General features: G+C 52.5%; 18 protein-coding genes, 1 tRNA gene and 1 pseudogene. 9 read left to right on the top strand and 11 right to left on the bottom strand.

Translation table 11 applies throughout. The annotated features are described in order from the left end of the window. Positions 1–12 precede the first annotated feature (12 nt). Complete coding sequence (gene rsuA / locus ABGA49_RS05010) at positions 13–720, bottom strand: 16S rRNA pseudouridine(516) synthase RsuA (RefSeq protein ID WP_134317879.1); 708 nt, start codon at positions 718–720, stop codon at positions 13–15. Between the two features lie 149 nt (positions 721–869). Between rsuA and ABGA49_RS05005 the strand changes: the two genes are divergently transcribed. Then, positions 870–2,630 carry a DEAD/DEAH box helicase gene (locus tag ABGA49_RS05005; RefSeq protein ID WP_061499846.1) on the top strand — a complete coding sequence of 587 codons (1,761 nt, stop codon included), beginning with the start codon at positions 870–872 and terminating at the stop codon, positions 2,628–2,630. A 125-nt stretch (positions 2,631–2,755) separates the two neighbouring features. Beyond that, a complete protein-coding gene (gene rplY, locus ABGA49_RS05000) occupies positions 2,756–3,040 on the top strand; it encodes a 50S ribosomal protein L25 (protein WP_347665215.1) in 285 nt (94 codons plus the stop codon). A 91-nt stretch (positions 3,041–3,131) separates the two neighbouring features. Here the strand turns inward: rplY and yejK are convergent, their stop codons facing one another. Further along, entirely contained in the window at positions 3,132–4,139 is a 1,008-nt protein-coding gene (gene yejK / locus ABGA49_RS04995; RefSeq protein ID WP_061493967.1) for a nucleoid-associated protein YejK, read from the bottom strand. A gap of 136 nt (positions 4,140–4,275) precedes the next feature. Between yejK and ABGA49_RS04990 the strand changes: the two genes are divergently transcribed. From ABGA49_RS04990 to ABGA49_RS04980, 3 genes are all read left to right on the top strand, one after another. Then, complete coding sequence (locus ABGA49_RS04990) at positions 4,276–4,503, top strand: YejL family protein (RefSeq protein ID WP_061493966.1); 228 nt, start codon at positions 4,276–4,278, stop codon at positions 4,501–4,503. Positions 4,504–4,521: 18 nt separating this feature from the next. After that, complete coding sequence (gene yejM, locus ABGA49_RS04985; protein WP_061493965.1) at positions 4,522–6,282, top strand: LPS biosynthesis-modulating metalloenzyme YejM; 1,761 nt, start codon at positions 4,522–4,524, stop codon at positions 6,280–6,282. A gap of 76 nt (positions 6,283–6,358) precedes the next feature. Beyond that, positions 6,359–6,435, top strand: a tRNA-Pro gene (locus tag ABGA49_RS04980). A 206-nt stretch (positions 6,436–6,641) separates the two neighbouring features. Here ABGA49_RS04980 and cybB read toward each other — a convergent pair. Beyond that, the gene (gene cybB / locus ABGA49_RS04975; protein ID WP_061493964.1) at positions 6,642–7,178 is read right to left on the bottom strand and encodes a cytochrome b561; all 537 of its coding nucleotides are present in this window, start codon (positions 7,176–7,178) and stop codon (positions 6,642–6,644) included. A gap of 31 nt (positions 7,179–7,209) precedes the next feature. Beyond that, positions 7,210–7,899: a VIT family protein gene (locus ABGA49_RS04970; protein WP_061493963.1), complete on the bottom strand. Its 690-nt coding sequence runs from the start codon at positions 7,897–7,899 to the stop codon at positions 7,210–7,212. A gap of 171 nt (positions 7,900–8,070) precedes the next feature. On the opposite strand from ABGA49_RS04970, the gene ABGA49_RS04965 reads away from it, so the two are divergent. Next, positions 8,071–8,982 carry a cation diffusion facilitator family transporter gene (locus ABGA49_RS04965; protein WP_347665214.1) on the top strand — a complete coding sequence of 304 codons (912 nt, stop codon included), beginning with the start codon at positions 8,071–8,073 and terminating at the stop codon, positions 8,980–8,982. An 87-nt stretch (positions 8,983–9,069) separates the two neighbouring features. On the opposite strand, the gene mqo is transcribed toward ABGA49_RS04965, so the two are convergent. Continuing rightward, a complete protein-coding gene (gene mqo / locus ABGA49_RS04960; RefSeq protein ID WP_061493961.1) occupies positions 9,070–10,725 on the bottom strand; it encodes a malate dehydrogenase (quinone) in 1,656 nt (551 codons plus the stop codon). A 272-nt stretch (positions 10,726–10,997) separates the two neighbouring features. On the opposite strand from mqo, the pseudogene ABGA49_RS04955 reads away from it, so the two are divergent. Continuing rightward, positions 10,998–11,477: pseudogene (locus ABGA49_RS04955) on the top strand (SulP family inorganic anion transporter); the annotation flags it as partial. 39 nt (positions 11,478–11,516) lie between these two features. Here the strand turns inward: ABGA49_RS04955 and mgtE are convergent. The 6 genes from mgtE to ABGA49_RS04925 all read right to left on the bottom strand — a co-directional run bounded on the left by mgtE (position 11,517) and on the right by ABGA49_RS04925 (position 18,886). After that, positions 11,517–12,953, bottom strand: a complete 1,437-nt coding sequence (gene mgtE, locus ABGA49_RS04950) for a magnesium transporter (protein ID WP_347665213.1) — start codon at positions 12,951–12,953, stop codon at positions 11,517–11,519. Positions 12,954–13,098: 145 nt separating this feature from the next. Next, positions 13,099–14,742, bottom strand: coding sequence for a multidrug ABC transporter permease/ATP-binding protein (locus ABGA49_RS04945; RefSeq protein ID WP_347665212.1), 1,644 nt, complete (start codon positions 14,740–14,742; stop codon positions 13,099–13,101). A 73-nt stretch (positions 14,743–14,815) separates the two neighbouring features. After that, the gene (alkB, locus tag ABGA49_RS04940) at positions 14,816–15,466 is read right to left on the bottom strand and encodes a DNA oxidative demethylase AlkB (RefSeq protein ID WP_061493957.1); all 651 of its coding nucleotides are present in this window, start codon (positions 15,464–15,466) and stop codon (positions 14,816–14,818) included. Beyond that, complete coding sequence (gene ada / locus ABGA49_RS04935) at positions 15,466–16,527, bottom strand: bifunctional DNA-binding transcriptional regulator/O6-methylguanine-DNA methyltransferase Ada (RefSeq protein ID WP_347665211.1); 1,062 nt, start codon at positions 16,525–16,527, stop codon at positions 15,466–15,468. Before ada ends, alkB begins: the two co-directional genes overlap by 1 nt. Positions 16,528–16,599: 72 nt before the next feature. Then, positions 16,600–17,637, bottom strand: coding sequence for an FAD:protein FMN transferase ApbE (gene apbE, locus ABGA49_RS04930; RefSeq protein WP_347665325.1), 1,038 nt, complete (start codon positions 17,635–17,637; stop codon positions 16,600–16,602). Positions 17,638–17,746: 109 nt separating this feature from the next. Next, complete coding sequence (locus ABGA49_RS04925) at positions 17,747–18,886, bottom strand: porin OmpC (protein WP_061493954.1); 1,140 nt, start codon at positions 18,884–18,886, stop codon at positions 17,747–17,749. A gap of 844 nt (positions 18,887–19,730) precedes the next feature. On the opposite strand from ABGA49_RS04925, the gene rcsD reads away from it, so the two are divergent. Both rcsD and rcsB read left to right on the top strand, forming a co-directional pair. Further along, a complete protein-coding gene (rcsD, locus tag ABGA49_RS04920; RefSeq protein ID WP_134317873.1) occupies positions 19,731–22,400 on the top strand; it encodes a phosphotransferase RcsD in 2,670 nt (889 codons plus the stop codon). A gap of 16 nt (positions 22,401–22,416) precedes the next feature. Beyond that, positions 22,417–23,067 (top strand): response regulator transcription factor RcsB, encoded by a 651-nt coding sequence (gene rcsB, locus ABGA49_RS04915; RefSeq protein ID WP_017458563.1) that lies wholly within the window; start codon positions 22,417–22,419, stop codon positions 23,065–23,067. The last annotated feature ends 21 nt before the right edge of the window (positions 23,068–23,088 follow it).

Below are 23,088 nucleotides of genomic sequence, written 5' to 3'. Positions count from 1 at the left end.
AGTCTCCTGATATTAGCGTGAGGGCATGCCTACACTGGCAATTTCGTCTTCCGTCAGTGGACGGTACTCGCCTGGCTCCAGATCCGCATCCAACGCAATCGCGCCAATACGCTCACGATGCAGCCCCACGACATGATTGCCCACGGCGGCAAACATGCGTTTAACCTGATGGTAGCGGCCTTCGCTGATGGTCAGACGAACCTGGGTCGGCGTCACCACTTCCAGTACCGCAGGTTTGGTGAGTTCTTTTTCATTATGCAACTGTACGCCGCGGGCAAATTGTTCCGCCGTGTCGTCGCTCACCGGTGATTCAAGGGTAACCAGGTAGGTTTTTTCACAATGGTGACGTGGCGAAGTGATGCGGTGCGACCATTGACCGTCATCGGTCATCAGCACCAGACCGGTGGTGTCAATATCCAGACGTCCTGCGGCATGAAGCTTATGAGCGACCGGCTCATCAAGAAAATAGAGGATCGTCGGATGATCCGGGTCATCCGTTGAGCAGACGTAGCCTTCCGGTTTGTGGAGCATAAAGTAACGCGGGCCAGTTTGCTGAACGAGGGTGTTGCCGTCGTACTCAACATCGTGCTCGGGTTGCAGTTTAAACGCGGTATCTCTCACAATCTCGCCATCGACGGTAACACGATGAGCACGGATTTCACGCCCGGCAATGGCGCGGCTGACGCCAAGTTGCTGAGCGATAAACTTATCAAGTCGCATGAAGTTTTTTAGCCTGTATGGTGCTGGATGCGGGCATGACGCCCAAAAAAGACGTTATAAACGTGAGTAGTATAGCGGCCATCATACACCGCTCAAGGGAAAGATTCGTGGCATACTATGCGCCGTCTATCTGCAACCTTATCGAGACAATGACTTTTACGCTGCGCCCTTACCAACGCGAAGCGGTGGACGCCACCCTCGCCCATTTTCGTCAACATGCAGAACCTGCGGTTATTGTACTGCCGACCGGTGCCGGGAAAAGCCTGGTGATAGCCGAACTGGCACGTCTGGCGCGCGGTCGCGTGCTGGTGCTGGCGCATGTCAAAGAGCTGGTAGCACAAAACCACGCCAAGTATGTTGCGCTTGGGCTGGAAGCGGATATCTTCGCTGCCGGGTTAAAGCGTAAACAGAGCAACGGCAAAGTGGTGTTTGGCAGCGTGCAATCCGTGGCACGTAACCTGTCGCAGTTTCAGGGCGAGTTTTCACTGTTGGTGGTAGATGAGTGCCACCGTATCAGTGATGATGACGACAGCCAGTATCAGCAAATCCTGGCGCATCTGCGTGAGGTCAACCCCCACTTACGTCTGCTCGGTTTGACGGCAACCCCCTTCCGTCTCGGCAAAGGCTGGATTTACCGTTTTCATTATCATGGGATGGTGCGCGGTGACGAAAAGGCGTTGTTCCGCGACTGCATTTATGAGCTTCCGCTGCGCTATATGATTAAACATGGCTATCTTACCCCGCCGGAGCGGCTGGATATGCCTGTGGTGCAGTATGATTTCAGCCGCCTGCAGGCACAGAGCAACGGTCTGTTCAGTGAAGCTGATCTGAACCGCGAGCTGAAAAAACAGCAACGCATTACACCGCATATTGTCAGCCAAATCGTTGAGTTTGCGCAGACGCGCAAAGGGGTGATGATCTTTGCCGCCACCGTTGAACATGCCAAAGAGATTACCGGCCTGCTGCCCGCCGATGACGCCGCGCTTATCACCGGTGATACAGCTGGCCCGGAACGCGATGCGTTGATCGCGGCATTTAAACAACAACAGTTTCGTTATCTGGTGAACGTGTCCGTGTTGACCACCGGCTTTGATGCGCCGCATGTCGACCTGATTGCTATTTTACGTCCGACGGAGTCTGTCAGCCTGTATCAGCAAATCGTCGGGCGTGGTCTGCGGCTGGCACCCGGAAAAACCGACTGCCTGATCCTGGATTACGCGGGCAACCCTCACGATCTCTACGCACCGGAAATTGGTGCACCAAAAGGCAAAAGTGACAATGTTCCGGTGCAGGTGTTCTGCCCCGGTTGCGGTTTTGCCAACACCTTCTGGGGGAAAACCACTGCCGATGGCACGCTGATCGAACATTTTGGCCGCCGTTGCCAGGGCTGGCTGGAAGATGATGAAGGCCATCGGGAGCAGTGTGATTATCGCTTTCGCTTTAAAAACTGCCCGCAATGCAATGCGGAAAATGACATTGCCGCCCGCCGCTGCCGAAGTTGCGACTGCGTGCTGGTTGACCCCGACGATATGCTGAAAGCGGCGCTGAAGCTCAAAGATGCGCTGGTACTGCGCTGTAGTGGTATGACATTACAACAAGGGGCGGATGCGAAAGGCGAATGGTTGAAAATCACCTACTACGACGAAGACGGCGCGGATGTCAGTGAGCGCTTCCGTCTGCAAACCGCCGCTCAGCGCACCGCTTTCGAACAACTGTTCATTCGCCCGCATACCCGCACGCCTGGCGTGCCCCTGCGCTGGATTGTCGCCACGGATATCATCGCGCAACAGGCACGGCTACGACACCCTGATTTTGTGGTAGCGCGCCTCAAGGGGCAGTTCTGGCAAGTGCGGGAAAAAGTCTTCGATTATGAAGGTCGCTTTCGTCGGGCGCATGAATTACGCGGATAAACGCGCTTTTGATTGATGTATCGGGTATTCGGGGATAGAATACCGCCCGCTTTTGCATCCGCGAAAGCCGATCATCTGCCTGTTGCTGGGTCGCCTGTAACAGGATCTATTTAAGAGAGATTTAAATGTTTACTATTAACGCAGACGTACGTAAAGAGCAGGGTAAGGGTGCGAGCCGCCGCCTGCGCGCAGCTAACAAGTTCCCGGCTATCGTTTACGGTGGAACTGAAGCTCCGATCGCTATCGAACTGGATCATGACAAACTGTGGAACCTGCAAGCGAAAGCTGAGTTCTATAGCGAAGTTGTGACCATCGTTGTTGATGGCAAAGAAGTAAAAGCGAAAGTTCAGGCTGTACAGCGTCACGCTTACAAACCGAAACTGACTCACATCGACTTCGTTCGCGCTTAATCGCCGACAAAGTTGAAGAAACCCCGCCACGGCGGGGTTTTTTTATATCTGTGCCTCACAGAAACCCGCCCTTCCGGGCAGGATTCACGGGCTATTTTCCGCCGTTAAAACGCCGCTGCAACTGGTCGCGCAGATTTGGCGGCGTTCCTTTGATGGTCAGCGTATCGGTCGCTGGATCCCAGAAAATACGCTCGCCGAGCAGCAATGCATCGAAATTGATGGTGAGACCACCGCCGCTACCCGCGTACTTGGTAAGCTGACGCAACGTGCTGCGATCCGCCGGGAAACTCTCTTCCAGCTCATAGCCCTGACCGGCGGTAAACTCTTCGAAACTCACTTCGCTCACGCCAGCCAGCTCTTTTGAAAGCGAGGCCAGTTCAATCTCCTCACCCGCCTGCAACTGTTCGTTGCAATAGGTATAGACCTGCTGGCGCACGGTCTGACGCTCTGATTTATCCAATTCCGCCTGCGCAGTAAAGTCATCCACCGCCTGCAACAAGCCGCGGTTTTGCGCTTTGGCATTCAACCCTTCGCTGGCGCCAAGAAAATCCATAAAGAAATCGGCAACTTTGCGCCCTACCCGCCCTTTCAGGAAGGTTAAGTAACGGGTTGACTCCGGGTTCGTTTCCCACTCGGTTAAATCGATACGGGCCACAATATCCGCATGATTAATATCCAGATAGTGCGTAGAGCTAATATCCAGATTCTCGTTAACACGCATACTGCTTAAGTTGTTCAGCACCGCCACCAGCAGGTATTCCACCGCCAGGTAACGGTAGTGGCAAAACAGGACAATACCGCCATCAGCAAACGGATATTTCGCCAGTTCATCACGTAAGCGCCCGGTCGCCGCACGGCTGAAGGCGAGAAATTCTTCTTCGCCCTGGCGTTGCAAACGGAGTGCCTGCGCCAGCTCACTCTCTTCGTTAAACAGGCCGTAAGCTTTATTTTTTGCGCTATACACCCGGTGCAGTTCTTCGACCATCTCTTCAACAGGCGCGGTAGGTTCCAGCAAAGAATCGCGCAGCACCAGCTCGAGGGTTTGCTCATCGCGTTTGATAAGCTGATGCAGGGCAATCTGGTTGATGTCCAGACTCATGATAAACTCTCCTTTTAGACCGCGGTATTCAACCACCACCAACGCGACTGTGCAACAGCAGATAAAAAAGCAGAAAAAAAGCTGTTGCTACGGTAATATGTTGCCCTTTCATGAACACACAAATTGATGTCGATTTATGCCACAAATCTCCCGTTACAGCGATGAACACGTTGAACAACTGCTCAGTGAGCTTGCCAGCGTGCTGGAAAAACACAAAACGCCGACCGATCTGTCACTGATGGTCCTGGGCAATATGGTGACAAACCTGATCAATACCAGCGTCGCCCCTGCGCAGCGCCAGGCTATCGCAAAGTCGTTCGCTCAGGCGTTACAATCGTCAATTGGCGACGACAAAGCGCATTAAGGGAAATATCGACAGTTTATGGTGACGAATCGTCAGCGCTACTTTGAAAAAGTCTCCCAGATGGTTAGCTGGGGACACTGGTTTGCTTTGTTCAACATTCTGTTGTCCATTGTACTGGGTAGCCGCTATCTGTTCGTCGCCGACTGGCCCACCACGCTCTCCGGTCGCCTCTATTCATACCTGAGCATTGCCGGTCATTTCAGCTTTCTGGTGTTCGCCGCCTACTTGCTGATCCTCTTTCCGCTGACATTTATTGTGATGTCGCAGCGGCTTATGCGGGTGCTGTCTGCGATCCTCGCGACAGCGGGTATGACGCTATTGCTTATCGATAGCGAAGTTTTTACCCGTTTCCACCTGCACCTTAACCCCGTCGTCTGGGAACTGGTGATTAACCCGGATCAAAATGAGATGGCGCGGGACTGGCAGCTGATGTTTATTAGCGTGCCAGTGATCCTGCTCATTGAGATGCTATTTGCGACCTGGAGCTGGCAAAAACTGCGCAGCCTTACCCGGCGTCGCCATTATGCCAAACCCGTCGCTGCTTTCTTCTTCGTCGCCTTTATCGCCACCCATGTGATGTACATCTGGGCAGACGCTAATTTTTATCGCCCTATCACCATGCAGCGTGCCAACCTGCCACTCTCTTATCCTATGACCGCGCGTCGTTTTCTGGAAAAACACGGGCTGCTGGATGCGCAGGATTATCAACGTCGCCTGGTGGAACAGGGGAATCCGGAAGCGGTTTCTGTTCAATATCCATTGAGCGATCTGCGCTATCAGGATATGGGCGCAGGACACAACGTCTTGCTGATTACCGTCGATGGCCTCAACTATTCGCGGTATGAGAAACAGATGCCGCAACTGGCCAGTTTCGCGCAGCAGAATGTGGCATTTACGCAGCATATGAGTTCAGGCAATACCGCAGACAGTGGCTATTTCGGCCTGTTCTACGGCATCTCGGCAAGTTATATGGATGGTGTGCTGTCGGCGCGTATTCCGGCCGCGCTGATTACCGCTTTCAACCAGCAAGGTTATCAGTTGGGTCTGTTCTCGTCTGATGGCTTTAGCAGCCCGCTCTATCGTCAGGCGCTGTTGTCTGATTTCTCCCTGCCGGCGGCAAAACCGCAAAGTGATGAGCAAACCGCCGATCAGTGGATTAACTGGCTGGGGCACTACGCGCAGGATGATAACCGCTGGTTCTCCTGGGTATCGCTGAATGGCACCGCCGCGCTGGACAGCAATCAGCAGGGCTTTGCCCGTAAATACAGCCGCGCCGCATCAGACGTCGATACGCAAATTGCCCGCGTGCTCGATGCGCTGCGTGAATCCGGCAAGCTGGATGACACCGTGGTGATTATCACTGCCGGTCACGGTATACCAGAAAGCAAAGATGACGCTAATTTCGACTGGTCGCGCAGCAGACTGCATGTTCCGCTGGTTGTGCACTGGCCGGGAACGCCTGCTCAACGCATCAGCAAGCTGACGGATCATAAAGATATTATGACCACGCTGATGCAGCGCCTGCTACATGTCAGCACGCCTGCAAACGAGTACTCACAGGGACAGGATCTGTTTAACGCCACGAGACGTCATAATTGGGTCACGGCGGCGAATGGCGATACGTTGGCGATTACCACGCCAGAGATAACGCTGGTGCTCGGTCAGAACGGGAATTACCGCACCTGGAATGCACAAGGCGAGAAAATCCGCGAACAGAAACCACAACTCAGTTTACTGCTGCAGGTTCTGACGGATGAAAAACGTTTTATCGCTAACTGATTGATTAATTATGAATCACTCAGCCTGCCCTTCACTTGCATTCAGCGATGAAAAGGGTACTATTAGCGCCACATGTCGGCACGTAGCGCAGCCTGGTAGCGCACTGTCATGGGGTGTCAGGGGTCGGAGGTTCAAATCCTCTCGTGCCGACCAAAATTCCCCAGAAAAACCAGCCCCTTGGGGCTGGTTTTTTTATGCGTGCGATTTGGAAAAGGTAAAACAAAGGTAAAATGAAGGAACGCTGTCAGATGGCGGCCTGCTTTGCGAAACACCTGCCCGCGGTGCTCCTGTATCGCACTCACCCACGGACGTCATGCGAAAAACACGCCTGCCCGTGGAAAAAACCGTCATCACACCGATTAATTGGCACGCTTTCCGGGAAGCATTCTGAGCAGCGTGTTATCGCGTAATACATAGTGGTGCAGTAATGCCGCAGCAGCATGCAACCCAATAATAAAGTATCCCGCATTAGCCAGCGCCTCATGTACTTCCTTCAGGCTATGCTGTAATAAACTATTTTTAACAGCAGATACCGGCATGGTTATAAAAAAGAAGGCCCATTCTTTCTGGCCAAAAAAGAGTGATGCCACACCGAGTAACGGCAGAGCAATAAAAATTACATATAATAGTATGTGGACAAAAGAGGCGCTCCGCTTCTGCCATAACGGCAGTGGCGGAACCACTGGTGGCTCAGTATTTATTACTCTCAATACCAGTCTGATTAGCATCAGGATAAATACTGTAACTCCACATGTGTAATGTGTTATTCCCATCCAATAGCGGCCGACAGAATCTTTGGGGAAAATCCCCTTAAATTCCATAGCCGCGTACGTTACGATAATAAGCAATAAAACCAGCCAGTGCATGAACATCTGACTTCCTGCGTATTTTTTCATTTTTAATCATTCCTGTGAAATAAATAGAACGCTATGCCAGCGCATGGCCGACAAGCGAACCAGCTCCCATCGAAAGCGCCATCGCCAGTGCGCTCCAGAATGTCGTTCTGATGATTGCCATTGCCGCAGGTGCCTTCCCTGCAATGGACGAGATGTATCCCAGCACCGCCAGAGAAAACAACGTGGAGAGAATCACAAACGGCAGAACAAACCCTGCGGGTGTTAACCAGGCCACCATGACAGGTAATACAGCCCCGGCAGAAAAACTGACAGCGGAAAAAAGCGCCGCCTGAAGCGGGCGTGCACTATTCGTGCCCGTTAGCCCCAGCTCTTCTCTGGCATGGGCATCCAGCGCATCGTGCGCCATTAACTGCTCTGCAACCTGATGAGCAAGTGACGGCTCCAGACCCCGTTTCACGTACAGCGACATAAGCTCCTGTACTTCGCCTTCATAATTCACAGCGAGCTCTTCTTTTTCCTGTGCCAACGCGGCGTTTTCCGTATCCGCCTGCGAGGAGACAGAAACATATTCGCCGGTTGCCATCGACATGGCCCCTGCGACTAATCCGGCGACGCCAGCCAGTAGCACGCCAGAGGAGGATGTCTGCGCCGAAGCAACACCCAACACAAGGCTGGCGGTTGAGACAATGCCGTCGTTTGCTCCGAGCACAGCGGCTCTGAGCCATCCTACCCTTCCAATACTGTGGAGTTCCCGGTGCATAGTAGTGTTTTCCTGTTTATCAATATACCCATTTCATTCAGTATTATTGATATATGAAAAATTATCTGGCCCGACAGAGTAAGCAATTTATTTTTTTATGCTTAACGCTACATTAAGATTATACAAATATAATCCGCGCATTGAGCTTTTCCTCATAAATGGAATATTAATATGCGAAATGATAATGGGTATCATAACCGATCAATAATGGCGCAAAGGAGTACCGTCGTCAGTGTCGTGGTTAATTTAATACTTTCATGTATTCAGATTATTACCGGCTTATTTTCAGCTTCTCAGGGGCTTGTTGCTGAGGGTATTCATTCGTTTTCTGATTTGATTGCCGATGTTGTTGTGTTGTTTGCCAATAAAAAAAGCCGTAAGCCTTCAGACAATGACCATCATTACGGGCACTGGCGGTATGAAAATGGCGCGTCGATGATACTTGGGATCATGTTGATAGCCGTTGGAGTGGGAATGCTATGGTCTGCTATCGGAAAATTACAGCATCCGGAAACGCTTAGCGACATTCATATCGTGGCCCTTTGGGTGGCTCTTGCTACGCTGGTCGCGAAGGAAATCCTCTTCCGTTACATGCTCAGCGTGGCAACACGCATCCAGTCCACCCTGCTTATTGCCAATGCCTGGCATGCCCGCTCAGATGCAGCATCATCCGTTGTGGTCGCGATCGGCATTACCGGAACACTGGCCGGATATGCCTGGTTTGATCCCGTTGCGGCCTTCGTGGTTGGCGTGCTGATAGCCCGGATGGGATATGCATTCGCCAAAGACGCCTTGCAAGACCTGATGGATCGTTCTGTTGACGCAGAAAAAGAGCATGAAATAAAAACGATCCTTCTCTCCACACCCGGTGTTGCGGGTCTCCATGATATGAAAACCCGCAAAGCGGGCGATCTCATCCTGGTCGATGTGCATCTGGAGGTTCCGGAACATCTCTCTGTCAGAGATGGGCATGACATTGCTGTTGCGGCACGCGAAAGGGTCATGACAAAAAAGGAGGTTCTTAATGTCATGGTGCATATCGATCCGTTTGCGATAAGAACGGATGAAGCCTTTACGGGATGATTGGCGCGAGAATGGCCGCGGGGCATCACAGAGGTAATAAAAAAGCCGTAACAGGGTCGTTACGGCTTAGTGCGTCCGGAATGGTAATTACAGCGCGATATCCGCCACGGTTTCGCTGTCGCTCTGCGGATGCAGAGCCGGTTTTTGCACCGGCGGGGTAACATCGGCAATCAGCGATTCGTCACATTTCAGCCCCAGAATCTCGCTGGTGTAACGCAGCTCAGCGTCAGCAGCGTCAATATTACCGTTCAGTTCAGTGCCGAATGAAGGGATGATCTCTTTCAGTTTTGCCTGCCAGCTTGCGGAAGCAAACCGTTCCGTGAACACTTTCTCCATCAGCTCCAGCATAATCGGCGCAGCGGTCGATGCCCCCGGCGATGCCCCTAACAGCGCGGCGATAGTACCTTCTTTATCACTGACCACTTCAGTGCCCAGTCGCAACACCCCGCCCTTACCGGGTTCACGCTTGATGATCTGCACACGCTGACCAGCCTGCCATAAACGCCAGTCTTCTTTCATCGCCAACGGGTAGTATTCGCGCAGCGCATCAAAACGATCGTCTTCATTTTGCAGCACCTGACCGACCAGATATTTAACCAGACTAAAGTTGGTCATGCCGACAGTCAGCATTGGCAGTACGTTGGAGGTATTGGTGGAGCGAAGCAGATCCCATAATGATCCGTTTTTCAGGAAACGCGTCGAGAAGGTGGCAAACGGCCCAAACAGCAGCACACGCTTACCGTCAATAATACGCGTATCAATATGTGGCACTGACATCGGCGGCGCGCCCACGGTAGCCTGACCGTAGACTTTTGCCAGATGGTGATTCACCACGTCCGGGTTTTCGGAAACAAGAAACTGGCCGCCCACCGGGAAACCGGCATAATCCGCCGCTTCCGGAATGCCAGATTCTTGCAGCAGCTTAAGCGCCGCACCACCCGCGCCAATAAAGATAAACTTCGCCCGGATTACCTGCTCACCGCCGCCTTTCAGCGAATGGAGTGTCACGCTCCAGCTATTATCCGCATTGCGCTTGAGACCACGCACTTCCGTACCCAGTTGCAGTGAGAAGTTCTCTTTTTTCTGCAATGCGCCAATCATCTGGCGGGTCAGCTCACCAAAGTTCACATCGGTGCCAATTTCCGTCCGGGTGGCCGCAATTTTCTGCTTCGCGTCGCGCCCTTCCATCACCAGCGGTGCCCACTGTCTGATCTGCTCAGCATCTTCGGAATAGCGCATGCCGCGGAACAGGGAACTCTGCTGCAGCGCTTTATAGCGTGCGCGCAGGAAGTTGACATTGTCATCGCCCCACACAAGGCTCATGTGCGGCACGGTATTAATAAAGGAGCGGGGGTTGTTGAGCACACCGGTTTTCACCTGATGCGCCCAAAACTGGCGAGAAATACGAAAGGCTTCGTTGATTTCAATCGCTTTTTTGATACTGATGGTGCCATCCGCACTTTGCGGCGTGTAGTTCAGTTCCATTAATGCGGCATGCCCGGTTCCGGCGTTGTTCCAGCCATTCGAACTCTCTTCCGCCAGGGCATCCAGCCGCTCTACCATGGTGATCGACCAGTCGGGCTCCAGCTCTTGCAGCCAGGTTCCCAGCGTGGCGCTCATGATCCCACCACCAATTAAAAGCACATCTGTTTCCTGCTCTTTCGATGCGGAACCTTTTGCTGCTTTCGAGACAGCATTTAGCCCGACAGCCATCGAAAACAGCCTGGCAGTCATTTTTTTCATGTTGTCATTGCCTTACTTTTAGTGCTGTTTTATTCGCATTTATTGAGGGTAAAGTCGTTAGCGCTTCTAACGTAGCACTTACACAATGAGATTTAAATAATGTTTAATCATTAAATTTCCATTGTATAAATGTTACTAATAAGTTGATTTTTTGCATTAGATTTAACGCATTTCGCTGGTCATAAACGGCCAGAGTCTGCTATAGTTTTGCGTTTTTCCACCTGCCCGAACGCCTTTTCCTGCGCGAAGAAGCCTCTCACCTACACAATCTTATGACCCAAAAAGCAAGCCATTTTGCACTGCTGAGAAACGATGATCTTCGCTCGCGGCAGTTGTTCACCCGCGCAGTAGAGAGCACTGAGTCCTGAAGCGATCTCGTTTTCGGTGAGAGCCTGGGGTTGCCCCGAAAGTGAGTCTGATTGCCTCTGTTGTACGGTGCCTTTCCATGTCGTTATTCGGTGGACGGCTGGCAATGATAATGGCAGCGGCAGGACCAGTCGCATTAGTTATCGGACCGAGGTTTCATCAAAATGGTGTGGAATACATTTTGCCTGCACTATTGCTGGCGGGAGTCATTCAAATCATTTTGGGGCTGACCGGCATGACGTGCCTGATGCGTTTTATTCCGCACGCGGTGATGACCGGTTTTGTTAACGCGCCGGGCAGCCTGATTTTTGTTTTTCTGGCGCAGAGCTGCGCTGATTGTGGCGCTGTTTGTCCTGATCTTACTGATCGTGTTGTGGTTGCCGCGCTGGCGGTCACGCCCGCGAGGTGGCGGAAGAAACCGCAAGCTACAGCAGAAACAGTGTTGCCAGCCCGAGAAAAATAAAGAAACCACCGGTATCGGTAATCGCGGTGATCATCACGCTGGAGCCGACCGCCGGGTCGCGCCCCAGCCGGGTCATGATCATCGGGATTAATACTCCCATTAGCGCGGCCATCAGCAGGTTCAGCACCATCGCCAGCGTCATGACACCACCGAGTGCGGCATCGTCATACAACCACCAGGTCACCCCTCCCATGATCCCGCCCCACACCAGGCCGTTAATCAGCGCTACCCCCATCTCGCGCAGAATCAAAAAGGTAATGTTACCCGGCTGAATGTTCTGTAGCGCCAGCGCCCGGACAATCATGGTAATGGTCTGATTACCGGTGTTACCGCCGATCCCGGCAACGATAGGCATCAGCGACGCCAGTGCCACCAGTTGCGAAATCGTATGTTCAAAACCGTCAATAACCCTGGAGGCGATAAACGCCGTGCACAAATTGGTCGCCAGCCACACCCAGCGCGTTCTTACGGCTTTGGTCACTGGCGCAAACACATCTTCTTCCGTGCTCAGGCCGCCCATCTGACGCATATCATTGTCGGTTTCTTCGTATACCACATTGACGATCTCATCAATCGTCAGACGCCCCATCAGCATGCCATTACTGTCTACCACCGCCGCACTGACCAGATTGTCACGTTCAAAGGTACGAGCAACCTTCTCCGCGTCATCCTCTGGCGAAAACATCACCGGATCGGCATCCATCACGTCGCTTACCCGCTTGCCTGCGGCATTAAGCAAAATGGTTTGCAGCCCGAGTTCTCCCACCAGGCGGTTATCACGCCCGATAACAAACAACTTATCGGTGTTTTCCGGCATCCTGCCAAGCCTGCGCAAATAGCGCTGTACCGCCGCCAGCGTCACCTCTGAACGAACGGTGATAACTTCGAACTCCATGAGCGCGCCAACACAATTTTTAGCGTAACGCATCACCTGGCGGACACGGGCGCGTTCTGCCGGCGGCAGCGTGGCCATTAACCGCCCGATGAGATTCCGCGGTAAGTGCTGCACCAGCCAGATCCTATCGTCGATATCCACGGTTTCCAGGATAGCGAGCAGTGCGCGATCGCTCATTTCATCAATCAGGTCATCCCAGACATTTTCCGAGGCTTCAAGCAACACTTTCCCGCGTTTGCCATCCTCCACCAGCCGCCACAATGCATGGCGTTCATCCACGGGTAACGCTTCAAGCGTGTCAGCCAAATCTGGCGGTGGCAAATGGGACACCAGCGCACGGACTTCCGCCAGGTCCTGATCGAGCCTTTCCCCATCCAACTGCTCGACGAGAGTGATCTCGCCCAGTAGCGTCGCGGTAAGCGTTTTATGGGTCGTCAGTAGCCAAATCAGGCGCGCACGCTCCTCTTCGCGCAGTTTGACAATGTTTTTCTTCATCACCGACATTGGACTGTCCCTGAATGGTAAAAAGCTCCGACAAACCGAAGCAGAACAGCGTTAAGCATAGCGGGTGAGTTTGTAAAAAATAATAAACGGCGGGAGTGTCCGGGCAAAAAAACAGCACGCCCCTGCAATGCAGGGGCGCGGATAATCAGGCGGTACGGGCAACCGCGTCTCGGGAGGCCTTTTCGCGTTCTTCACCGACCAGTTCGCTCAACTGGCCGTCGCGCATCTCCAGCAGGCGGTCGGCGTGAATAAAGTAGTGATCATCATGGCTGATCGCAAAAATGGTTTTCCCCCTTTGCTGCATCAACGGCAGTAGCACCTGGTAGAAGTCGCGACGGAAATGGGGATCCTGATCCGCAGCCCACTCATCAAGCAGCAAAATGTCGCGCTCTTCCGCCAGTGCCAGCAGCAGCGCGACGCGCTTTTTCTGCCCTTTCGACAGTTTTAAATTCAGGATCTTACCGTTGTTCAGCTCTAGCTTATGCGCCATTTTTAACTGTTCCAGCCATGTGTCCACCAGTGCCGGATCCGCCTGTTTCCCCTCCGGCCCCAGCAAATCGTCAAACAGCCAGACGTCGGTAAACACCGCGGAGAAGAGCTTGCGATAATCTTCCGGTTTGTCGTGCGCCATGGGTTTGCCATCCAGCAGGATCTCACCGGATGCCGGCTGATATAGCCCGGTCAGCAGCATTGCCAGCGTCGATTTGCCGCTCCCGTTACCGCCGATCAAAAACACCAGCTCGCCGCGATTAAGGATCATATTGACCGGACCAATCGCAAAGTCATTATCCTGATATTTAAAGGTGACATTGCGCAGCTCCAGCGTTTGCCAGCCAGCAAACGACTGCGGACGGGGGAACGCGGGTTGGTACGGTGCCAGCGCAAACTTTTTCAGTTTATTAAAGGCGACCTGAGCGCTTAACAGCGTCGGCAATGCGCCCACGGCGGAGAGCAACGGCGTGCGCAGAAACAGCAGAGTAAGCGAATAGGTCGCCGCTACGTTAGTGTCGGCCCAGCCAAGACTGTTTGCCATCCAGAAGACAAGCCCAATGGCACCGAGCATCATGATATTCGACCAGTTCACCGCGCTCAGGTGAAAGGTGTCGGCGCGAACAATATGATGGCGGTATTGGCGCGCATCCGGCAGATATATCTGTTCAAAAATATGTTCCGCACGCTCGCGGTTCAGATTCAGCTCTTTACGTCCTTCCAGTACGGTCTGGAAATCGTTATAGAGCTTATCTTCCGTCTCACGCAGCATCGCCATATGTTTGTAAACGCGGGAGACCAGAACAAAACCGCCCCAGATGGTCAGCGCCATCCACAGCGCGGTAACCACCAGCATCTTACCGGAGAGCATGGCGAGATAGATGCATGAGCCAAGGGTCAGGATGATCCCCTGCACCAGTTCTGGCAGGCGCACGAATGCAATGGTGATATTACGGACATCACTGGTTAGCCCTGCCAGCAATGCTGCGCTGCCCAACTGCTCGATCCGCTCTACCGGCGTGTCGAGAATGCGTTTGATAAATTCGCTGCGCAGGCGGTAAACGAAGTGATGACCGAGGGTGGTCAGCGCAAGTTGCGAACCTAGCGTGACCGCCATCAGCAACAGCAGCAAACCGAGAAATTCCGGAAGCACCGTCAATGAAATATCCACGGTTTCTATTAATCGCTGGTTAATAAAGGCAATCAGTCCGATGCCTAAGGCGGCGCTTACCAGGGTGAGCGCCAGTACGGCCACAAACGGCCAGCGATACTGCCGCCAGACAAGAAGAAGGAGTTGCATAAAACGACCCGGTCAACAAAAACAGCCAGCAGTGTAAACGGCTGGCAATTTACATCAAGAATAATTCTTATTTTTATTTGCTGTTACTGGCATGACGAAAAGTGAGATTGTAACGGCATTCACCGGTGATCGGGTGGTAACCCGCTTTCAGCGGCGCAATACCATGATAATAGAGCCGCGACTCGCCCCCCCAGACCACAATATCCCCATGTTCCAGCATCAGTCGCTGTAGCGGATCGTTGCGTTTGAGCCCACCGAATTGGAATATTGCCGGTAATCCCAGAGACACCGAAACGATAGGCGCGCGCAGATCCGGTTCATCCTTATCCTGATGCAGTGAGAGCTTCGCGCCAGGTGCATAACGGTTGATCAAACAGGCATCCGGTCTGAAGTCAGGGTATCCTGCAGCAGTGCTGGCCTTCTGACACAGCGCCAGGAACGCCTCTGGGATGGCCGGCCACGGACGTTGGGTTTGCGGATCGACGGGAGCATAGAGGTAACCGTGCTGGTCGGTCGTCCAGCCAAGCGTGCCGCAATTGGTCATTGCCACGGACATGGTATACCCGCCGGGCGTCACCATATGGCGCAGCGGCGACTGGCTAATAACCTGTCCAATCCCGCGCATCAACGCCTCAGTGTCTGGCAGGGCAAAACGTCTCAGCACAACGGCGCCGGGCGCAAGCGACTCCTGCCAGGGTTCTTCATCCGCAAACAAATCAAGCATCAGGTCTCCTCTTTATTCTCTTCCCGCTGCAGCAATTGCGCTTTGCGCGCCGCCCCCCAGCGATAACCGGAGAGTGCACCATCGCCCCGCACCACGCGGTGACAGGGAATAATAATCGCCAGTTTGTTTGCCGCACAGGCACTGGCAACGGCCCTCACAGCACGAGGTTTGCCTATCTTTTGCGCCAGTGTCTGGTAACTCACGGTCTCCCCCACCGGGATCTCACGCAACGCCTGCCATACCTGCAGTTGAAAAGCCGTTCCGCGTAAATCCAGCGGTAAGCTGAAAGGAGAATCCGTATTGTCGATGCGCTGGATCACCTGCGTCACGCGTCGGGTAAAGGATTCATCCCCCTGCGCCCGATGCGCATGCGGAAAGATAGCACTCAGTTCAGCAATCAATTGCTCATCGCTGTCTGCCAGCAAAATGGCACAAATACCCCGCGCGCTCTCTGCCACCAGGCAGCGTCCCAGCGAACAGTCGCTCAACGTAAACCAGACCGCTGTATCGTCCCCTCCCGCGCGGAACTGACGCGCCGTCATGCCCAGCGAGGCGTCCGCGTGGCGGTAATAAGTACTGCTGTCCGGGAAACCTGCTGCCAGCACTGCGTCGGTCACCGTGTCACTCTGTGCAAGCGTCGCGCGTAAGCGACGGGCGCGAAATGCCTGTTGCCAGGCTTTTGGCGTCATCCCGGTGGCGGATTTAAATAGACGATGAAAATGGTAGGGACTCATCGCCGCCTGCTCGGCAAGCCGCGCCAGTGTGACAGGCGCATCCTGTTCTAACAGACGGCAGGCAGCGGCGATTTTATCCAGCCGCTGTTGCTGCGGATGGAGGGTATCCGGCCGGCAGCGTTTGCACGGGCGAAAACCGGCAGCCACGGCACTTTGCGCGTCCGGGTAAAAACGCACATTCTGGCGCAGCGCATGGCGCGCCGTGCAGGAGGGGCGGCAAAAAATACCGGTGGTCAGTACGGCAAAAACGAACTGACCATCAGCCTGTGGGCTGCGCGCCAGCACCGCCTGCCAGCGCTGTTCATCAGTTAAAATGGCGTTATTCATGTCAGGCTCCTTCTATAAGCTTAGCCTCACTGTGCCCGTTAGCGCGCCTTCTGACACCCGCAATCTTGCGGTTTAATTTTTTTCGCTGATTAGAAAAGCGGAGAACTGTGGCGACATCCAGGTGGTGAAGCCCTCTCCCTGTTTGATTATCATAAATACCGCCAATCCTTCGCGTTTCACCACCTCTTTTGCCTGCTCCGTACCGAGCACCATCAAACCGGTGTCCCAGGCATCCGCTTCCAGCGCCGTTGGTGCGATCACCGTAACGGAGACCAGCGCATGCTGAATCGGCCGCCCGCTGCGCGGGTCAATAATGTGCGAGATGCGTTTGCCATCAAGTTCGTAGTAATTACGATAGCTGCCGGAGGTGCTGATACCATGCCCGTTGATGTCCACGATCGCCTTGGCGGCATTTTCGCGATCGGTAGGTTTCTGAATCGCCACTCGCCAGGGTTGCCCCTGGGCATTCATGCCACGACTGGCGAGCGCACCGCCAACGGACACCAGATAGCGGGCGATCCCTTCCTGCTCCATCAGTTGCGCCAGATGATCCGCCGCATAGCCCTCGCCCACTGTTGATAAATCGACAAACAGATCCGGCAGATCTTTTTGCAGGAACTGTTCACCTGCACGGTTAATGACCGTTAAATGGGCCAGCCCTGTGCGCGCTTTTGCCGCGTCAATCTGCGCGTGTTCCGGCGTTTTGACCGGCTGTTTGTCTGGCCCGAACCCCCACAAATTCACCAGAGGCCCCACCGTAATATCCATCGCGCCGTCGGTTTTTTCGCCAACGCGTAACGCCGTAGTGACGATATCCGCCATAGCGGCGCTGACGGGCCAGGGCGCGGTGCTGGCGGAATGGTTAAAACGCATCAACGCAGAGTCGCTCTTCCAGGTGGACAGTAAGTGGTCATCACCGTCCAGTTGAGCCTGAATTTTTTGCTGCAACGCCTGCGCCTGTTGTGCATTGATATCCACCACACTGACGCGCCACGAGGTACCCATCGTTTTACCTTCGAGCACCGTCGGCGTTGCCAGTTCGCCTCTGTCGCACCCCGCCAGTAATAAAAGCGCCGCTATCAAGCCGGCACGAAGAAAAGTTATCGCCATGTTTTGTGATCTCCTTGCTGGCGGCAAGCGTACACCAAATCGTTCCATGTAAGAGATATCGACAATAAAAAAGGGGCCTTTCGGCCCCTGAGCAGTATTGGTTGCTGACTTAGAACTGGTATACCAGACCCACGCCAACGATGTTGTCGGTACCGATACCGGCAGCACGAGTGAACTCATTTTCATCCAGCAGGTTGATTTTGTAATCAACATAGGTGGACATGTTTTTGTTGAAGTAGTAGGTCGCGCCAACGTCGATGTATTTCAGGATATCCTGATCACCGAAGTTAACCGTACCGGTGTTGTTGGTGATGTCTTTACCTTTGGACTGCAGGTAAGCGATGGACGGACGCAGACCGAAGTCGAACTGGTACTGTGCAACCACTTCGAAGTTCTGCGCTTTGTTAGCAAAACCGTAAGCAGTAGACGGGCTGGAGCCGTTAGAGGTACCAAAACGGGTTGCGTTGTAGGTCTGAGTGTACTGCGCCGCCAGGTAGATATTGTTGGCGTCGTATTTCAGACCACCGCTGTACACTTCAGCACGATCGCCTTCACCGTACAGTGCAGCGTTGAGTGCGTTCTGGTCAGCAGTACGACGTGAAGAAGACATCGCACCACCCACGCTGAAGCCTGCACCCAGATCGTAGGTCAGGGATGCGCCGTAGCCGTCGCCATTCTGTTGCAATGTGCTACGACCGCTGTTGTTTTCACCGCTTACACTGCCGTTTTTGCCCTGATACTGCAGTGCAAAGTTCAGGCCGTTAACCAGACCGAAGAAGTCGGTGTTACGGTAAGTTGCAACGCCGTTAGCACGAGATTGCAGGAAGTTATCAGCACCGTAGGTGTCACCGCCGAATTCCGGCAGTACGTCGGTCCAGGAAGTTACGTCGTAGATCACGCCATAGTTACGACCATAGTCGATAGAACCGGCATCAGCCACGCGGATACCGGCGAATGCCAGACGGGTCCACGCCTGATTGCTGGAGGATTCAGTATCGTTCGCCTGAACGTTGTATTCCCATTGACCGTAGCCAGTAACCTGGTCGTTTACCTGAGTTTCGCCTTTAAAGCCGAAACGCACGTATGTCTTGTCACCATCATTGCCTTTGTCGTCGGAGAAATAGTGCAGGCCGTCGACTTTACCGTACAGATCTAATTTGTTGCCATCTTTGTTATAAACTTCAGCCGCATTTGCTGCGCCTGCTACCAGCAGAGCCGGTACCAGGAGGGATAGTACTTTAACTTTCATTTTATTAACCCTCTGTTATATGCATTTTTATTGCCACTGCTTACTGATTAACCCTCTAATCAGTTGGCAAATTCATTCTCTCTAAAAAAGAAGAATAATCCAACAAGAATATGATACGAAAACTTTGAAGATGTTTCATTTTCAGCAATAGGTGTTTCAAAATGTAAATATGAGGGAACTTTTTTTAGCACAAATAGCTAAAAAATAGCGCACAAATAATCAAAAAATATTAAAAATATAAACAAATACAATCAGTTATACAAAAACAATGTTATAGCACTGAATGCAAAACCCTCATCTTCGATCGCAACTAATATAATCAACGCTATCATCATTAACTTTATTTATTACCGTCATTCGAATCTGAATGTCTGTTTACCCCTCTTATGACCGGATGCTTCGCATTCGGTTTTTTTTTACCTTTCTTTACTCATCTTGAATATCAATATACATATAATCACTATTTGTAATGACTATTAATTAATCAATAACCATGCCAGATTTTTCCTATTGCGCTGGCAGGATGATTAATTTCTTGTTATTTCGTGCGATCTTTCTGAGACGTAACGGTAAATAGTTGTACGGTTTTTACGCCTTTGTACATTTTTACCGCTGCGCTTACGGAAGAGCCTGCTTCAATAACGATCCAGGCATTCACTGAAAAGAGAGTCTGGAAATTCATTGATTAACCGATATACTGCCTGCTGTGCACTGCTCTGCAACACGACATCTATTAGTACGCCGCGCAGACAACAGGCGGTTCTTACGGCATGGCAGCAACATTGTCTCAGCGAACAACCGCTGAATGTCCCGGCAGTGTTGTCATAACGGGTTACACACACGAATGAGTCAATCTGACACAATGATCCCTGGCAAATTTTCCCTGATACCGGGCAACATTACCCGTTTCTTTCTTTTGCTGATAATTGTCCTGCTGGTGACGTTAGGCGTGATGATCCAAAGTGCGGTCAACGCCTGGTTAAAGGATAAAAGCTATCAAATCGTCGATGTGACGCATGCGATTCATAAGCGTATAGATACCTGGCGCTACGCAACCTGGCAAATCTACGACAATATCGCCGCGGCCCCCGCTTCCAGTCCCAGCGATGGTCTGCAAGAAACCCGGTTAAAGCAAGATGTCTACTACCTGGAAAAACCCCGGCGCAAAACCGAAGCACTGATCTTCGGCTCGCATGACAGCTCCACCCTGGAAATGACCCAGCGTATCTCCACCTATCTGGATACGCTTTGGGGCGCTGAAACGGTGCCCTGGTCGATGTATTACCTCAATGGCCAGGATAACAGCATGATTCTGGTCTCCACGCTACCGCTGAAAGACCTCTCCTCCGGCTTTAAAGACAATACTATCAGCAATATTGTCGACTCTCGTCGGGCGGAAATGTTGCAGCAGGCCAATGCACTGGATGAGCGCGAGAGCTTCTCTCCTTTGCGCCGTCTGGCCTGGCAAAATGGGCACTACTTTACGCTGCGCACCACGTTTAACCAGCCAGGGCATCTGGCGACCGTTGTCGCATTTGATCTGCCGATTAACGATCTGATCCCGCCGGGGATGACGCTGGACAGCTTTCGCCTTGATCCCGATACCGCGCAAACAAACACGCGTACACAGGATAAAGATGCCACCGACAGTGCCTCGGTCAATTTTAACAGCGCTAAAATTGAGATCTCCTCTTCGCTTAACGGTACTGGGTTGCGGCTGATTTGGCAGGTGCCGTTTGGCACACTGCTGCTTGATACCCTGCAAAATATCTTGTTGCCATTACTGCTGAATATCGGTCTGCTTGCACTTGCGCTGTTTGGCTTCACCACCTTCCGCCATCAATCGGGGCGCAAAAATGACACGCTGGCACCTGCCGGTACGAGTAATGAGCTGCGCGTGATGCGTGCCTTTAATGAAGAGATCGTTTCATTGCTGCCGCTTGGTCTGCTGGTCCATGATCTGGAAGCGAACCGCACGGTGTTGAGTAATAAGATTGCGGACCATCTATTACCGCACCTGAATCTACAAAACATCACCGCCATGGCGGACCAGCATCAAGGCGTGATTCAGGCGACGATAAATAATGAGTTGTACGAGATCCGTCAGTTCCGCAGCCAGGTTGCCTCGCGCACTCAGATCTTTATTATTCGCGACCAGGACAGAGAAGTACTGGTCAATAAAAAGCTGAAACAAGCACAGCGTCTGTATGAAAAAAACCAGCAGGGCCGCGCCATCTTTATGAACAACCTCGCCGATGCGCTGAAACTGCCGGTGAAAACGTTGGCCAGCGAAGCCGCCACATTACAAACCCAGGAAGGCAATACGTTGGCGGATCACGCCGACAGGCTGGTGCAACTGGTTGATGAGATCCAACTGGCAAACATGCTGGAAAGCGATAGTTGGAAAGGCTCGTCCACCCAGTTTTCCATCCAGGATCTGATCGATGAAGTGGTGCCGGAGGTGCTGCCGGCTATCAAGCGCAAAGGCCTGCAGTTGCTGATTAACAACCATCTTCCGGCGAACGAAGAACGCCACGGTGACCGTGATGCGCTACGTCGGATATTGCTGCTGCTGATCCAATATGCAGTAACAACCACACAGATGGGCAAAATCACCCTTGAAGTGAGTATGGACGAGTCAGCGGGCGATCGTCTGACGTTCCGTATTCTCGACACCGGCGTTGGAGTGAGCAACAGTGAGATCGATAATCTGCACTTCCCGTTCCTGAATCCCACCCAGGGCGACCAGTACGGGAAAGCCAACGCCCTCACCTTCTGGCTATGCGATCAACTGGCAAGAAAGCTGGGTGGGCATTTGAATATCAAGGCACGGGAAGATCTGGGTACCCGCTATTCACTGCATGTGAAAATGGCTGCCCGTCCGCAGCAGGAAGAAAGCGAAGAAAAATTGCTCGATGACGTCGTGGCGATGATTGATATTACCTCGATTGAAATTCGCAATATTGTCGTTCGTCAGTTAGAAAACTGGGGGGCAAGCTGTATTTCCCCGGATGAACGACTTTCAAGTCAAGAATATGATCTCTTTTTGACAGATAATCCGTCTAATCTTACTGCCTCGGGCTTGCTTTTAAGCGATGATGAGGTCGGCGTGCGGAAAATTGGCCCTGGCCAGCTGCGCGTCAACTTTAATATGAGCAATGCAATGCAGGGAGCAATATTGCAGCTTATTGAGGAGCAACTGGCGCAGGAAGATGTACCGGAGTCGCCTTTGGGGGGTGACGAAAACGCCGAACTCCACGCCAGCGGCTATTACGCCCTGTTTGTTGACACAGTACCCGATGATGTTAAGAGGTTGTATACTGAGTCGGCGTTGAGCGATTTCGCTGCGCTGGCGCAGACGGCACACCGCTTGAAAGGCGTGTTTGCCATGCTTAATCTGGTACCTGGTAAGCAGTTGTGCGAAACGCTGGAGCAATTAATTCGTGAATCCGATGCTCCAGGTATAGAAAATTACATCAGCGACATTGACGCTTACGTCAAGAGCTTGCTGTAGCAAGGTAGCCTAATACATGAACAATATGAACGTAATTATTGCCGATGACCATCCGATTGTACTGTTCGGTATTCGTAAGTCACTCGAACAAATCGAATGGGTCAATGTAGTCGGTGAATTTGAAGACTCTACAGCACTCATCAACAACCTGCCGAAACTTGAGGCAAACGTATTGATCACCGATCTGTCAATGCCGGGTGACAAGTACGGTGATGGCATCACGCTGATCAAATACATTAAGCGTCATTTCCCGACGTTGTCGATTATTGTGCTGACCATGAATAACAACCCGGCGATCCTTAGTGCGGTACTGGATCTGGACATTGAAGGCATCGTGCTGAAACAGGGCGCGCCAACCGATCTGCCGAAAGCGCTCGCAGCGCTGCAAAAAGGGAAAAAATTCACCCCGGAGAGCGTTTCCCGCCTGCTGGAAAAAATCAGCGCCGGGGGTTATGGCGACAAACGTCTGTCACCAAAAGAGAGCGAAGTACTGCGTCTGTTTGCAGAAGGTTTCCTGGTAACGGAAATCGCCAAAAAACTGAACCGCAGTATCAAGACCATCAGTAGCCAGAAAAAATCCGCAATGATGAAACTGGGCGTGGACAACGATATTGCGCTGCTGAACTACCTCTCCTCCGTCACGCTGACGCAAACGGAAAAAGAGTAATTCCCGAAACCCCGGCCTCTG

It is taken from the genome of Kosakonia sp. WA-90 (genome assembly GCF_039871955.1).
Taxonomy (GTDB): domain Bacteria; phylum Pseudomonadota; class Gammaproteobacteria; order Enterobacterales; family Enterobacteriaceae; genus Kosakonia; species Kosakonia oryzendophytica.
This window is presented reverse-complemented; position numbering and strand designations above follow the sequence as displayed.

Coding starts and splice junctions, on each gene's coding strand:
- rsuA (WP_134317879.1), bottom strand. CDS start 720: ATGCGACTTGATAAGTTTATCGCTCAGCAACTTGGCGTCAGCCGCGCC.
- ABGA49_RS05005 (WP_061499846.1), top strand. CDS start 870: ATGACTTTTACGCTGCGCCCTTACCAACGCGAAGCGGTGGACGCCACC.
- rplY (WP_347665215.1), top strand. CDS start 2,756: ATGTTTACTATTAACGCAGACGTACGTAAAGAGCAGGGTAAGGGTGCG.
- yejK (WP_061493967.1), bottom strand. CDS start 4,139: ATGAGTCTGGACATCAACCAGATTGCCCTGCATCAGCTTATCAAACGC.
- ABGA49_RS04990 (WP_061493966.1), top strand. CDS start 4,276: ATGCCACAAATCTCCCGTTACAGCGATGAACACGTTGAACAACTGCTC.
- yejM (WP_061493965.1), top strand. CDS start 4,522: ATGGTGACGAATCGTCAGCGCTACTTTGAAAAAGTCTCCCAGATGGTT.
- cybB (WP_061493964.1), bottom strand. CDS start 7,178: ATGAAAAAATACGCAGGAAGTCAGATGTTCATGCACTGGCTGGTTTTA.
- ABGA49_RS04970 (WP_061493963.1), bottom strand. CDS start 7,899: ATGCACCGGGAACTCCACAGTATTGGAAGGGTAGGATGGCTCAGAGCC.
- ABGA49_RS04965 (WP_347665214.1), top strand. CDS start 8,071: ATGCGAAATGATAATGGGTATCATAACCGATCAATAATGGCGCAAAGG.
- mqo (WP_061493961.1), bottom strand. CDS start 10,725: ATGAAAAAAATGACTGCCAGGCTGTTTTCGATGGCTGTCGGGCTAAAT.
- mgtE (WP_347665213.1), bottom strand. CDS start 12,953: ATGTCGGTGATGAAGAAAAACATTGTCAAACTGCGCGAAGAGGAGCGT.
- ABGA49_RS04945 (WP_347665212.1), bottom strand. CDS start 14,742: ATGCAACTCCTTCTTCTTGTCTGGCGGCAGTATCGCTGGCCGTTTGTG.
- alkB (WP_061493957.1), bottom strand. CDS start 15,466: ATGCTTGATTTGTTTGCGGATGAAGAACCCTGGCAGGAGTCGCTTGCG.
- ada (WP_347665211.1), bottom strand. CDS start 16,527: ATGAATAACGCCATTTTAACTGATGAACAGCGCTGGCAGGCGGTGCTG.
- apbE (WP_347665325.1), bottom strand. CDS start 17,637: ATGGCGATAACTTTTCTTCGTGCCGGCTTGATAGCGGCGCTTTTATTA.
- ABGA49_RS04925 (WP_061493954.1), bottom strand. CDS start 18,886: ATGAAAGTTAAAGTACTATCCCTCCTGGTACCGGCTCTGCTGGTAGCA.
- rcsD (WP_134317873.1), top strand. CDS start 19,731: ATGAGTCAATCTGACACAATGATCCCTGGCAAATTTTCCCTGATACCG.
- rcsB (WP_017458563.1), top strand. CDS start 22,417: ATGAACAATATGAACGTAATTATTGCCGATGACCATCCGATTGTACTG.